We start from the raw sequence: 15,327 nt of genomic DNA, 5'->3' as shown, positions 1-15,327 counted from the left end.
TGGAAACGTCAACCGGTTGGCGTGGAACGGGAGCGGATCGTGGAGACGATGCCGGGCGGGGTCCACTCGTTGAGTGACCGCTCTCCCGCCGGCACGCTGCCGGTTGCCTCCAGCCGTTCCAGTGCCTCGCCGATGAGGTACAGCGAGCCGGTGAGCAGCACCGCGGGGTCGGACACCGCCCAGCGCAACGCCTCATCCAGCGAGGTGGCGGCCCGGACCGGTCTTCCCATCCCGGTCGCGATCACTGCCGCCTTCAGTTCACCGGGGCTGACGCTGCGGTGGCTGTCCACCGGTACGGTGATGAGGCGGCCGGCCAGGGGGGTGAGCTCCCGGATCATGGACCGCCAGTCCTTGTCCGCGAGCATGCCCACAATGACGGTGGGACGAACCCCGGGGAGAACCTCCGTAAGGGCGGCCTTCACGGCCAGGACCGCCGGCAGATTATGCGCGCCATCCAGCACCAGGATTTGGGAACCACGACGGATCTCCTGAAGGCGTCCGGGCCACCGCGTGGATGCCAGTCCCTCGCGGAGGGCGTCGTCACCCACCGGAAGCCACACCCGAAGCATGCGGATCGTGGCCGCCGCCAGTGCGGCATTCAGGCGCTGGTGGGCTCCTCGAAGGCCGGGCGCGACGGTCAACGCAGCGGCCTCGGGCGCGCCGACGGCGAGAAACGGGGCGTCGAGTTCCCGGGCGCGGTACTCCAGGACGGCCCGCGCATCCGGATCCTCGGCGGCCGTCAACGCCGGAACGCCCGGCTTGAAGATCCCCGCCTTCTCGGCCGCGATTCTGTCGAGGGTGGAACCCAGGATGTGCTGGTGGTCCAGCCCGACATTGGTGACCACGGTGGCGAGGGGCATGACCACATTGGTGGCGTCCAGCCGGCCCCCGAGCCCCGTTTCCCAAATCGCGACATCCACCGAAGCGGCGGCGAACTCCCGCAAGGCCATGACCGTGGCCGCCTCAAACAAGGTGGGGGATGGACCCGGACAACGCCCGGCGATCTCCCGGAATGCCGCCACGCTTCCGGCCAGCGCCTCATTGGAGAGGGGAGCGCCATTGATGCGGATGCGTTCACCGAACCGGACCAGATGGGGGGAGGTGTAGAGTCCCACCCGGTAGCCTGCCGTCCGGTAGACGCAGTCGAGGAAGGCACACACCGAACCCTTCCCGTTGGTACCCGCGACGTGAATGAAGCGCAGACCGCTCTCGGGATTGCCGGCGGCGGCGCACAGACGGCGGGTGGTTTCCAGTCCGGGTTGCATTCCGAACTGCCCAAGGGACGCGAGGTATTCCAGTGCAGCAGCGGGCGACACCCCGACACCCTCCCGCGGTCTGGGACGGTCGCAAGTCCCATCGCACGCCCGACGTAATCCGTGTGGCTGGCGGTGCGACCCCGGCTTGACGTGTCGCTGCGAGCCGGGCCCGTGGGAACGCCGTGCGCGGACGCCCGGGGAGGACCTTCAACCCGCCGCTGGAGGGCGCAGGGGAGCGGGATCCGCACCGCCGGGTCAGGCCCCCATGAGCCGCCGCACAAACCGCTCCATCCGTTCCAAACCCTTCTCAATGCTGGCCAGGTTCGTGGCGTAGCTGAGGCGGATGTACGCGTCCGCGCCAAAGGCGATTCCTGGCACGGCCGCCACGCGTTCCTCATCGAGCAGACGGGCGCAAAACTCGGCGGAGCGCAGCCCGGTCCCGCTGATGTTTGGGAACAGGTAGAAGGCGCCCCGGCTGTTGACACAGGTGATGCCGGGGATGGCATTCAACCGTTCCCAGGCGAGCGTGCGGCGCCGGGCAAATTCGGCGAGCCACCCGGGCAGGTGGTCCTGCGGGCCGGTCAATGCCGCCAGGCCGCCCTTCTGGGCGAAGGAACAGGGGTTGCTCGTGCTGTGCGACTGTATGGCGTCAATCGCCTTCGCAACCGGCCCGGGGGCCGCCAGGAATCCCAGGCGCCACCCGGTCATGCTCCAGGCCTTGGCGAACCCGTGCACGATGATGGTCTGGGCCGCGTGGGTCGGGCTGAAGCCGGCCACCGACCGGTGTTGCGCACCGTCATAGAGCAGGTGCTCGTAGATCTCGTCGCTCAGGATCAGCACGCCCCGTTCGACGCACACGTCTCCGAGCGCGCGGACTTCCTCAGGCGAATACACGGTGCCGGTGGGGTTGCTCGGCGAGTTGAGGATGAAAAGCCGGCTGCGCGGTGTGATCGCGGCGCGCAATTGATCGGGGGTGACCTTGAACTCGGTGCGGTCGCTGGTGGGCAGGATCACCGGGGTGGCACCCGCCAGCTTCACCATTTCGGGATAGCTCAGCCAGTAGGGCGCCGGAATCAACACCTCATCCCCCTCCTGGCAGGTGGCCAGGATCGCGTTGTAGCAGGAGTGCTTCCCGCCGTTGCTCACGATGATCTGGGACGGCTCGAACCGGAGACCGTTCTCCCGGAGAAACTTGTCGGCAATGGCCTGGCGCAGTTCGGGGATGCCCGAACTCGGCGTATACTTCGTGAATCCGGCGGCCAGCGCGGCCGCGGCGGCATCCTTGATGTGCTGAGGGGTGTCAAAGTCCGGTTCGCCGGCGCCGAAGCCCACGACGTCCAGGCCTTCCGCCTTCATCTGCTTGGCCCGCGCGTCAATGGCGAGGGTGACGGACGGTGTAAGCGAGGCCGCACGGTGCGCGATCGGGAGTTGCATACGAAAGCGCGGAGACGTTGCGGAACCCGACTGCGGAGGCAAGCGGAAGTTCGGGTGGCGCCCGACGCAAGGGTGCCTCCCAGAACCGGAAGTCCGCAGCGATTGCTGGAACCTTCGACGAACCGCCTGCTGTTTGAACTCCCAGAGTCCCTTCGCTCCACCGGCACGGAGCGACTTTGGCCAACTTGGGGATGCGCCCTTTTGTTGCATTCTGGCCTGTTTGCGCTTGCGCGTCCCGCAGCGGATGCTGCAATCCCGTGGTGGTCCCCCACAACCGATGGCGCCTTGCGGCTCTATTTGGAAGCATCCTTGGACTTGCTCCTGCGATGGCGGCGGACAGGCTCCTGTGGCAGATCGGGACATACCATCCGACGACGACGTCAAGGAATTCCGAGTTTCCCTCGCAGAACAACAAGAACGACCTCGCGCCCGGTCAGGTGACGCGGATTGCCGGGGATCCGCAGTTTCAACCGGAGGCCAATGCCCCGCTGGATGACGACTACTACACCGCCGGGTCTTATCCTGCGGGATTCAACGGCCTGGCGGCGCCCCTGTTGGTGCCCTTCGATGAACCGTGGTCCGCCTGGGAGAGTGCTCTGACGGCAGGAGATCGCACCAACCGGCTCCACTTTGTGCTTTCCCCGGCGCAGGTGGCGCCGGGGTCCCGGATCCGGTTTGAGATCCGGTATCCGGACGCCCTCTTGATGATCAACAACGTCAAGCAGGGGTTTGGCTCCCATGACATCATCATGCGGTTCAAGAACGCCTCCGGACTGGCCACGGTTCTCGACACGCGGACGCTCACCCAGGCCGCGACGGTGGCCGTCGAGGTGGAGGCCGCTGCGATCAGCGCTTCCGCGGGGCCCAACTCGGTGGAGTTTGTGCGGACCGGCCCTGTGCTCTCCGGGTACTCCCATTCCCTGGGAATGGCGTATGTTCGCATCGAGTCCACACCGGCAGTCCTGAACACGCCGCCGGTTCCGGGTCCGGTTGCGCTCCAGGTCATTCCCGAACTGGAATTGTTCCAGCTTCAATTGACCGCCACAGATGCTCATACCGGGCCGGAGGGGCTCGTCTATTCGCTGATCAGCGGACCGGACGGGCTGTCGGTCAGCCCCTTCGGACTTGTGAACTGGATTCCCGCTGAGGCCCAAGGCCCCTCGACCCATGCGGTGGCGGCGCGGGTGACGGACAATGGCATACCGCCGCTGAGCGCCACCAACGAGTTCGCCATTGCGGTGCTGGAGATCAACCGCGCTCCGGTGTGGTTGCCGGAGGGGGATGCGACGCTGACGGAGCTTGCGCTGTTTCAGCGGACGTTGATGGCGACGGATCCCGATCTGCCGGCGAATGCGCTGAGCTATGAGTTGATCAATGGGCCGGAGGGGATGGTGGTGAGTGCCGCGGGACTGTTGGCCTGGACCCCGGTCGCGGCACAGGCCCCATCCACCAACGTGGTGGTGGTGCGGGTGGTGGACGACGGCGAACCGCCGTTGAGCGCGACCAATACTTTCACGGTGTACATGGATTCAATCAACCGGCCGCCGGTGTTCGATCCGGTGGCCGAGGTGGCTATCGAAGAGCTGGTGCCCTTCCAGCTGGCGTTGACGGCGAGCGATCCGAACGGGCCGTCGGACGTGCTTCGCTTCTCGCTGATCCTGGGACCGGAGGGGCTGACGGTTTCTGAGGAGGGCCTGTTGGACTGGACGGCGACGGAAGCGCAGGGCCCCTCGACCAATGCGGTGGCGGTGCGGGTGACGGACAACGGCATACCGCCGCTGAGCGCCACCAACGAGTTCGCCATTGTGGTGCTGGAGATCAACCGCGCTCCGGAGTGGGTGCCGGAGGAGGATGCGACGCTGACGGAGCTTGCGCTGTTTCAGCGGACGTTGATGGCGACGGATCCCGATCTGCCGGCGAATGCGCTGAGCTATGCATTGCTCAGCGGGCCGGAGGGGATGGTGGTGAGTGCCGCGGGACTGTTGGCCTGGACCCCGGTCGCGGCACAGGCTCCATCCACCAACGTGGTGGTGGTGCGGGTGGTGGACGACGGCGTGCCGCCGTTGAGCGCGACCAACACCTTCACGGTGTACATGGATTCGATCAACCGGCCGCCGGTGTTCGATCCGGTGGCCGAGGTGGCTATCGAGGAGTTGGTGCCCTTCCAGTTGGCGTTGACGGCGAGCGATCCGAACGGGGCGTCGGACGTGCTTCGCTTCTCGCTGATCCTGGGACCGGAGGGGCTGACGGTGTCTGAGGAGGGCTTGTTGAACTGGACGGCGACGGAAGCGCAGGGCCCCTCGACCAATGCGGTGGTGGTGCGGGTGACGGACAACGGCGTGCCCCCGCTGAGCGCCACCAACGAGTTCGCCATTGTGGTGCTGGAGATCAACCGCGCTCCGGAGTGGGTGCCGGAGGGGGATGCGACGCTGACGGAGCTCGCGCTGTTTCAGCGGACGTTGATGGCGACGGATCCCGATCTGCCGGCGAATGGGCTGAGCTATTCATTGCTCAGCGGGCCGGAGGGGATGGTGGTGAGTGCCGCGGGACTGTTGGCCTGGACCCCGGTCGCGGCACAGGCTCCATCCACCAACGTGGTGGTGGTTCGGGTGGTGGACGACGGCGTGCCGCCGTTGAGCGCGACCAATACTTTCACGGTGTACGTGGATTCCATCAACCGGCCGCCGGTGTTCGATCCGGTGGCCGAGCCGGTGATCGAGGAGTTGGTGCCCTTCCAGCTGGCGTTGACGGCGAGCGATCCGAACGGGTCGGCGGACGTGCTTCGCTTCTCGCTGATCCTGGGGCCGGAGGGGCTGACGGTGTCTGAGGAGGGCTTGTTGAACTGGACGGCGACGGAATCGCAGGGCCCTTCGACCAACGCGGTGGTGGTGCGGGTGACGGACAACGGCATACCGCCGCTGAGCGCCACCAACGAGCTCGCCATTGTGGTGCTGGAGATCAACCGTGCTCCGGAGTGGGTGCCGGAGGAGGATGCGACGCTGACGGAGCTCGCGCTGTTTCAGCGGACGTTGATGGCGACGGATCCCGATCTGCCGGCGAATGCGCTGAGCTATTCATTGCTCAGCGGGCCGGAGGGGATGGTGGTGAGTGCCGCGGGACTGCTGGGCTGGACCCCGGTCGCGGCACAGGCTCCATCCACCAACGTGGTGGTGGTTCGGGTGGTGGACGACGGCGTGCCGCCGTTGAGCGCGACCAACACCTTCACGGTGTACATGGATTCAATCAACCGGCCGCCGGTGTTCGATCCGGTGGCCGAGGTGGCTATCGAAGAGCTGGTGCCCTTCCAGCTCGCATTGACGGCCACAGACCCGGACCTGCCTCCCGAGGTCCTCACCTTCTCGCTGATCAGCGGACCGGAGGGGCTGGCGATTTCCGAAGGTGGATTACTGAGCTGGACGCCGACGGAGGGGCAGGGGCCGTCAACCAATGTTGTTCGCGTCCGCGTCGTGGACAGCGGAATACCTCCACTGGGTGCCACGAATGAAGTCACCATTGTCGTGCTGGAGGTCAATCGGCCACCGGCCTTCGCCGCCGTCTCAGACCAGCAAATCGGGGCCTTGCTGCCGTTGAGGTTCTCCGTCACCGCCACGGATCCGGACCTTCCTGGTAATCTCCTGATTTACAGTGTATTGGAAGGACCGGAGGGGCTGGCGATTTCCGCGGAGGGTGAAGTGACCTGGGTGCCTGCCGAGGCGCAGGCCCTTCAGGTCCATCCCGTGATCCTTCAGGTTACCGACAATGGGACGCCTCCCTTTTCCGATACGGCGACCCTGCAGATTGAGGTGGCTGCGTCCCGTTCCGCGTGGTTTGTCGGAGCGGATGATGCCACGGGGTCGGGTAACTCCGAGTTTTCCACACAGAACAACCAGAATGATCTACCCCCGGGTCGCGTGACCCGCCTGCCCGGGGATCCCGCCTATGTGGCGGCGACCAATCCGACGGCTGACGATGACCATTACCTGGCGGGAGCGTATCCAGCGGGCTTCAACGGACTCCCGGCTCCGTTGTCGGTTCCGTTCGACGAACCCTTCAAGGCTTGGGAGGGGGCGCTGACCCAGGGGGATCGCACCAACCGCCTGCACTTCATCCTGGGTCCGAGCCGCGCTGAGTCCGATGGCACAATCAGGATATCCCTCGAATTCCAGTCGGCGTCGCAGATTGTCAACGGTGCCAGCGTCGGGTTTGGAGATCACGACATCGTCATCCGGATGCGCAATGCGTCCGGTTTGCAGACGGTGCTTTTCTCCAGCCGGGTTTCCGCCCGCACCAACGTGGTCATCCTTCTGCCAAACCCCGGGGCTGGAGTCTCCGCGGGCCCGAATACACTCGAGTTTGTGCGGACGGGTCCGATCGTCACCCAGTCGTCCATCCTTTTCGATTACATCGCGATCGAGGCGCTGGATCCCAACCGCAACGCTCCCGTGTTTGCCGTCCATCCACCGCTGGAGGTGGACGAACATCAGACGCTTTCGGTGGATATCACCGCCACTGATGTTGAGACGCCCGCGCACCGGCTGACCTACACGATGATCGGCGGACCTGCAGGCGCGGTCCTGACACCCGCCGGCCGGCTGACGTGGACTCCGACTGAGGATGACGGAGACACCGTCAAGGTGGTCCACGTTGAGGTGACTGACGATGGCCTACCTTCCCGCAGCACCCGTCAAGAGATTCTGATCGTCGTACGCGAAGCCAATTCGCCACCGGTTGTTCCGTCCGTCGCACCCCGGACGACCGAGGGCGTGACACCCATTTCCTTTCTGTTGACCGCGTTCGATCCGGACACTCCGGCCAATGCGTTCGCCTGGCAGAAACTCTCGGGTCCTCCATCGCTGACCATTTCGCCGGACGGCCTGGTGGCATGGGCGCCCCACCCTTCCGATGTCCCTTCGACCCACGTTGTCGAGTTCGCCGTCACGGACGATGGAGTTCCCCCCATGAGCACCACCGGTCAGTTCATCGTTTTCGTCAACCGACCGGGCCAGCCCCCCGAACCCACGGTCAGCAGCCTGCTCAGCGATTTCACCCGACCGGCAACGCACTGGAACCGCTCCGACGTCATCCTCTCCTCGCGCGTCTATCACGAAAAGCCGACGTACCAAATGACCCATCGGGTCAATGGCGTCAATGTTCCGATCCTCCTGGACACGTTTGAAGCCTTCGATGCGTTCTTCGCCAACCGGATGGAGTGGGTGTTCTGGCTGCAGGCCTATGATGACCGCATGCTCAACACGGCGGCCCAGCGGGGCGTCCAGTTGAGCCTGACAATTGATCCCAACATCCGCGACTACTTTTCGCAGTCCCTCACATCCGCCACCTACACCATTGGTCGGGTCAAGAACATCAACAATGAACCCGCCGCGCGGACGGACCACCTGAACAGCGGCAAGTATCCGGGGTGCGCGCGGCGGGAGGATTTCCGAAACGTGTGGATCGAGCATGCCCTGGCCCTGATCAATCGGAACCCCGCGGTCGTGCAAACGCTTCAGATGGACGCCGTGGACATGAACATCGAAATCATCGGCAACGGCGGTTGCTATTGCGACGAATGCAACACGGGTTTCCGCCAATACCTCTCCACAAATCTAACTCCCGCGGAACTGACGCAGGCCGGGGTGGGGGATGTCGCGGTTTTCAGCTACCGGGATTATCTCAAGTCCAGGGGTCAGGATCCCGTCAAGTTCATTTCCGTGGGTTCCCCGGTGTTGAAGGACGCGTTCGTCAATTTCCAGACGGCGAACACCCTCGAATTCTACACCGTCGTCCATGCCGCCATCACGAATCATTTTGGACGTCAGATCAAGTTCTCCGCCAATACAAGGTCCAGCTCCCAGGCGATCGAGGAGCGCCACGATCTGTTCATGCGGGAATGCAACACTTCGGATCCGGCGGCAATTTACGACACGTTTCTGAAGCAGGCGGCCCTGGACGACAAGCCGCTGGCATTGACCTACGATGGTTCCTATCTGGTTGCGGAGCACCGGCGATTCACCGCGTCCGGTTATGCGGCGGGTGGAAACGTGATCGTGCCCTGGGATACGTACATCATTCCCCAGGACTACAATGCGCCGTCTCAAGGGCGGTTTTATGGGACCGTGGCGGACTTTGCCCCGATCCTGGGTTTCGTCCGGGCAATGTCCCGGTATCTCGACGGATACGAAGATGCCGGCTTCTTCAATGCCAGCCGGTCGGATCCGAGGTATCCGGTGGAGCCTCTGTTTGTTGAGAACCGGTCCGCTGCGAGCGTCACGATACGGGCCACCCGGACGCGTCAGGATCCGGTGGTGGTCCACATGATCCGCAGCAGTCCGGCCGATGCGGATCCGATTGTGCTGTCGCTCAATCCGGAGGCGTTTTTTGGAACGGCGATGAAGAAGACGCTGTACACGCTGCGGCCGTATGATGCAGGAATTCACAACGCAGCCCGTTTGACGAAGGACTACTCGGCCCTTGCGGTGGACATCACCCCGGAGGGCTTTTCCGACCGGAGCCTGACGCAGTTGGAGATTCCCCCGTTCGATTTGTGGGCGATTCTGGTCCTTGAGCCGGCCCCGGGCGCCCTGGTCCAGCCGGCCATTGTGACCCGGAGGGACATGATTCACGCAAACCAGGAAGTTCGGATTGTCAATGCCGGGAAGGGGACGATTCGCTACACGCTGGACGGCAGTGATCCGGTTTCGACGTCGCCGGAATACTCCGGCCCCCTCCGAATTCACGAGGCAAGCACCATCAAGGCGCGGTCATTCCTCGGTGGCAATGCAACGCCGGTGAGCACCGTGGTGGTCCGGGGCGTGCCCGTATTTGATGTTGCGAAGAATCCGGCCACGAAGTTGTGGCTTCGGCCCTGGGTGGATCTCAAGGGGCTTTCCCATAACGCTCCGGTGACCAGTTGGTCGCCGTCGGTAGGTCCTGTCGTCCGGGCGCCGACGGGGTCGCTGCCCAACTTGGCGATCAACACGCCGCCGGTCTATCGAACCAACGTGATCAATGGGGCGCCTGGCGTGTATTTCAATGGGACGAACTGCCTTTCCGCAGGCGGATTGATGAACACGGCCGGGATCCCGCAGAATTTCACCGTGGTGATGACGACGCACTCCGAGGACGGCGATTTCGGAATGTGTGGCAATGGCAGCAATGGGGGCGGCGGTGTCCCGCGCTTTTACATGACCCGGAAGCAGTTCTCCTATGGGGATCCCGAGACAACCATCGGGCTTTCGCCGAGTCCCGGAGTGGATCTGATGGCCGTTCGCATGGGCGCCGACGGCCGCATTGAGGTCTTCAAGAACGGCCAGCTGGCCGGGATACGGAACGCCAGCGTTGTCAACGCCTTTGGCAGTGGCGGATCGTTCGCCGTTCCGTGGGGCAAGCCCAGCAAGGTGCCGTCCGGCACCCTGGGTGAGGTGATCGTCTTCAACCGGGCACTGACCGACGCGGAGTTGGAATCCATCCATCTCACCCGACTTGCCCGGCTCTTCGGCACCAACAAGCCGCCGGTCGTGGTTCCGGTTCCGTTGCAGATCCTGCAGGAGCATGAACCGTTCCAGCTTCAAATGGACGCCAGTGACGATGATACTCCGTCGGACGAGTTGGTCCATTCGCTGCTGACTGGGCCCCGCGGATTGCAGGTCACTGCGCGTGGGCTTCTGACATGGACCCCGGGTGAGGACCAGGGGCCTCTCATTCATCAGGTGGACGTGGTGGTCACCGATGATGGCACTCCCCCGCGGAGTGCCACCAACAGTTTCAGCCTGGTGGTCGTGGAAGTAAACGAGCCCCCGGTCTTTGCTCCGCTGGAGGTTGTGGAGATCGAGGTGGGGCACCCGCTGGCATGGACATTGGATGCGGTGGATGCAGATGTGCCGCAAAACCTCCTGCAGTATCAGCTCATCACCGGACCGGACGGGCTTGAGATCGCCTCGTGGGGTGAGGTCCTGTGGACGCCGGACGCGGCTCAGGGTCCGTCCACCAATCGGGTGGTTGTCTCGGTCACGGACGATGGCCATCCGCCGATGAGCGCGGAATTGGACTTCACCGTCGTCGTTTACGAAAGGAACGACCCGCCGGTCCTGGGGCCGCTCACCGATGCGGTCACCGATGAGTTGATCGAGTTTCAGCGACTCCTGACCGCCTGGGATTTGGAGACTCCGGCCAGCGGGCTCACGTACTCGCTCGTCAGCGGCCCGGCCGGTTTGACGGTCAGCCCGGGGGGAGTCCTCTCGTGGACACCCTCGGAATCCCAGGGGCCTTCCACCCAGCTCGTGACCGTACGAGTCACCGACGGCGGCATGCGCCCGAAGAGCACCCTTGGTTCGTTTACCATTGTCGTTCGCGAGGTGAACCGACCGCCGGTGCCTGGCCTCGTGGAGGACCAGTCCATCCAGGAATTGGTACCCCATGAGCTCATGTTGACGGCCACGGATGGGGATCTTCCCCCGAACGGGTTGTTCTATTCGCTGGTTGGCGGGCCGGAGGGACTGGACGTCAGCGCCGCCGGCCTCCTGAGCTGGACACCGTCCGAGGCGCAAGGCCCTTCCACCAATGTGATCATGGTCCGGGTCACCGACGATGGCGAACCGCCGCTAAGCGCGACCAATGTGTTCACGATTGTCGTGGATTCGGTCAATCAGGCACCCGTCTTCAACCCGATTGGCGAGGTCTCTACGGACGAACTGGTGCATTTGCAGCTCATGTTGACGGCCACGGACCCGGACTTGCCGGCCGATCGGCTGTCCTTTTCCCTGGCCAGCGGACCCGAGGGGTTGACCGTGGCCGGGGACGGTCTCCTGAGCTGGACGCCGACCGAGGCGCAGGGACCTCTGACCCACGTGGTGACGGTCCGGGTGACGGACGATGGAGAACCGCCCCTGAGTGCCACCAATGCCTTCACGATCGCAGTTCGCGAAATCAATCTCCCTCCCGGATTTGACCCGGTGGAGGATGCCACGATCCCAAAACTTGTTCCATTTGAGCTCGCCTTGTCGGCCAGTGATCCCGATCTGCCGGTCAATGCGCTGAGCTATTCACTGGTCAGCGGGCCGGACGGTTTGTCGGTCAGCACCGACGGACTGCTGACCTGGACGCCGGCCGCGGAGCAAGGCCCCTCGACCCACGAGGTGCGAGTGCGGGTGACCGACAACGGCGTCCCCCCCCTGAGCGCCACCAATGCCTTTACGTTGTCTGTGGAGTCGATCAATCTTGCGCCGGTGTTCGATCCGGTCGCCGATGTGAGCACGGATGAACTGGTTCCGTTTCAGGTCACGCTGACCGCCGCGGATCCGGACCTGTCCGGGGACCTGCTGATCTTCTCCCTGGTGAGCGGGCCGGAGGGCTTGACCGTGGCAGAGGGCGGCCTTGTGGAATGGACGCCTGGGGAGGCTCAGGGACCCTCCACCAATGTGGTGGCGGTCCGGGTCAGCGACCGCGGGGAGCCGCCGCTGAGCGCCACCAACACGTTCAAGATCCTCGTGCGCGAGGTGAATCTGCCCCCGGAGCTGTACCCGTTGGCGGATGCCGCAATTCCGGAACTCGCGCTGTTCGAGGTCGCGCTGACGGCCACCGATCCCGACCTGCCCGGGAATGAATTGAGCTATTCACTGGTCAGCGGTCCGGAAGGGCTCCTGATCAACTCCGAGGGACTCCTGAGGTGGACACCGGCGGAGACCCAGGGCCCGTCCACCAACGTGGTGACGGTCCGGGTCACCGACAGTGGTGAACCACCGCTGAGCGCCACCAATGCGTTCACCCTGGTGGTTCTTGAGACCAACCGGGCGCCGGAGATTGTGCCCATTCCGGATGCCCACCTGGAGCCGCTCCTCCTGTTCACACGAACGCTGACGGCCTCCGACCCGGATTTGCCGCCGAATCAGCTGGTGTTTTCCCTGGTCAGCGGTCCCGAGGGGTTGGTGGTGGCGCCGGGGGGCGGATTGAGCTGGACCCCGGCGGCTCATCAGGCCATCTCCACCAACGTGGTGGTCGTCCGGGTCACGGACGACGGCGAGCCACCTCTCGAGGCCACGCGTGAGTTCACGCTGGTTGTGGAAGGATTCAATGCGGCTCCAGTTTTCGAAGCCGTCCCGGAAACGATCGTGAATGAGTTGGAGCCGCTGGTCCTTGAGTTGCTGGCGACGGATGCGGACGATCCCCCACAGAGCCTTTTCTTTTCGCTCATCCAGGGTCCGATGGGACTTGCGGTCAGCGAGGGGGGGGGCCTCGCCTGGACGCCCATGGAGGGCCAGGGCCCCTCGACCAACGCGGTCAAGGTGCGGGTTCGGGACAATGGTGAGCCGCCCCGGAGTGCCACGAATGAATTCACCATCGTGGTTCGCGAGGTCAATCTCCCTCCGGTGTTTGAGCCGGTTTCAGACCGGGAAGCCCGGGCCCTCTCGCTGCTGTCGTTTTCCGTGACGGCCCTCGATCCCGACCTGCCGGCCAACCTTCTCACGTTCTCCCTGATGGAGGGACCTCCCGGACTGGCCGTTTCCGCTTCCGGCGAGGTCACGTGGGTGCCCGCTGCGGATCAGGGACCGCAACGGCATCCGGTCACCCTCCGGGTTTCCGATGATGGCGAACCCGCCCTGTCGGACATGATCACCTTCGAAATCGAGGTGACCGCATCCCGCTCCGCGTGGCTCGTCGGGGTGGATGATGCGACAGGGGGTGGGAACTCCGAGTTCTCCCCCCAGAACAACCTGAATGACCTTCCGCCGGGCCGCGTAACCCGCCTGGCCGGAGATCCCGATTACGTGGAGGCGGCCAATCCGACTGCAGACGACGACCATTATCTGGCCGGGGAATATCCCGCGGGCTTTAACAGCCTCACCGCGGCGCTTTCGGTACCGTTCGATGAACCCTTCAAGGCGTGGGAGGGGGCATTGACCCAGGGCGATCGCACCAACCGTCTGCATTTCATTTTGACCCCGGGCCAGGCGGAGGCGGACGGTGGCCTCGGCATCTCCTTTGAATTCCAGTCGGCAACTCAGACCGTGAACGGATCCGGCGTCGGCTTCGGAAATCACGACATCGTTGTGCGGATCCGCAACGCTGCGGGGGAGGCGACGGTGCTCTTCGCCGACCGGATTTCGGCCCGCACCAACGTGGTGCTCAGACGGTCCAATGCCGCGGCGGGAATCTCCGCGGGGCCGAACACCCTGGAGTTTGTGCGCACGGGTCCGATCGTCACCCAATCGTCCATCCTCTTCGATTACATTGCGATCGAGGCATTGCCGCCCAACCGCAATGCGCCCGTGTTTGCCGCGCTTCCGGCCCTCGAAGTGAACGCCTTGGAGACTGTATCCCTGGACGTCAGCGCCTCCGACGTCGAGACGCCAAGGGACCGTCTGCTCCATGAACGGGTCCACGGACCCGCCAACGCGGTCGTGACACCGTCCGGCCAGCTGACGTGGACCCCTCAGGCATCCGACGGTGGGACCACCACCCTCATCACCGTCAAGGCCACCGATGACGGCATCCCGGCCCGGAGCGCCACCAACGAACTTGTGATTCATGTCCGGGAGGTGGACCTCGCCGCGCCCGTGGTGTCCGCGCCCGCGAGCCCGGGGCCTGGTGCGCCCTTCTGGTTGCGTCTGGAGGTGGACAGGAACTTCGGGTTCTGGTCCACCAATGGGGGACCCTTTGTGGCGTTCTCCACCGCAGGAACCAATCTCTGGATCAACGAGACGACGGCGCTTGAGTTCTTCGGGCGTGAAACCGGCGGGGACGCGGGTCCCACCCATTCCAGGGTTTATACCATTGTTGGCGAGGCGCCGTCCGCCTCATCAACGATCGGAATTGAGGCGGAGCGCTATCATTCGATCACCGAGCCGATGCGGGTGAATGCTTTTGCGGATCCCGAGGCATCGGGGGGGTACTACGTGTCCGTCTCCTCGGCACCGGCCGCCACCGCCGCGGCGCCGGCCAGTGGTCAAGTCGCCTATGTGTTCACCGTGCCCACCGCCGGCACCTACAGCATCCGCGCCCGGGTCAAGGCGCCGACCGCGAACAGCGATTCCTTCTGGGTGCGCATGGACTCGGGCGCCTGGTCTTCGTGGAACGGATTTTATGGAAGGACGGCCGCCGAGGCCGAGAGCTTTCGATGGGTGGGCGTTTACGGGGCCTCCCCGACAACGCCGCTCGAATACGAGCTGGCCGCGGGTGCTCACCTGTTGACCATCGCGTACCGGGAGCCCAACACGCTGCTTGACCGGATTGAGATTGCTCCGTCAGGCGACGCAGGGGGGGCCGTGGCGCTGGCGGGCGCACCGTCCAACACCGACCTCGTGGCCTGGTTGAAGCGCGCGGATCACCGGGTCGGGTATTCGATCCTGCGAGTGGAGGGTGTCGAGTACCTCGCCATGACCTACAACGAGGCCCTGCCGGTGCCCGCCGGGATCATTTACCGGCCCAGGGCGGGTGCGGATCTTGCCGATCTGTCGGCGGACGAGGTTGTTCCGGTGTCCGCGGTGGTTGCCGAGGGCCGGCGGATGGTGACGGTGAGGGATTGGTGGCCCATGAGTGCGGGGGCGCAGCGATTCCTGCTCCTCGAGATTTCGCTGGCGGACGATCAGGCCGCCCGTTGACCGCCGACGAGCGGCAGGAGCCGCCCTCCTCGATTCCTGGA

General features: G+C 64.6%; 3 protein-coding genes. 1 reads left to right on the top strand and 2 read right to left on the bottom strand.

Annotated elements, in window-relative coordinates:
• Positions 1 to 8: 8 nt before the first annotated feature.
• Positions 9 to 1,316, bottom strand: coding sequence for a bifunctional folylpolyglutamate synthase/dihydrofolate synthase (locus KF791_12625; GenBank protein ID MBX3733427.1), 1,308 nt, complete (start codon positions 1,314 to 1,316; stop codon positions 9 to 11).
• Positions 1,317 to 1,511: 195 nt separating this feature from the next.
• A complete protein-coding gene (locus KF791_12620) occupies positions 1,512 to 2,690 on the bottom strand; it encodes a pyridoxal phosphate-dependent aminotransferase (protein ID MBX3733426.1) in 1,179 nt (392 codons plus the stop codon).
• A gap of 326 nt (positions 2,691 to 3,016) precedes the next feature.
• Between KF791_12620 and KF791_12615 the strand changes: the two genes are divergently transcribed.
• Positions 3,017 to 15,286, top strand: coding sequence for a chitobiase/beta-hexosaminidase C-terminal domain-containing protein (locus tag KF791_12615; protein MBX3733425.1), 12,270 nt, complete (start codon positions 3,017 to 3,019; stop codon positions 15,284 to 15,286).
• The last annotated feature ends 41 nt before the right edge of the window (positions 15,287 to 15,327 follow it).

The organism is Verrucomicrobiia bacterium, assembly GCA_019634635.1.
GTDB lineage: Bacteria > Verrucomicrobiota > Verrucomicrobiia > Limisphaerales > UBA9464 > UBA9464.
The sequence above is the reverse complement of the archived record's forward strand: the minus strand, read 5'-3'. Positions and strand labels throughout refer to the sequence as shown.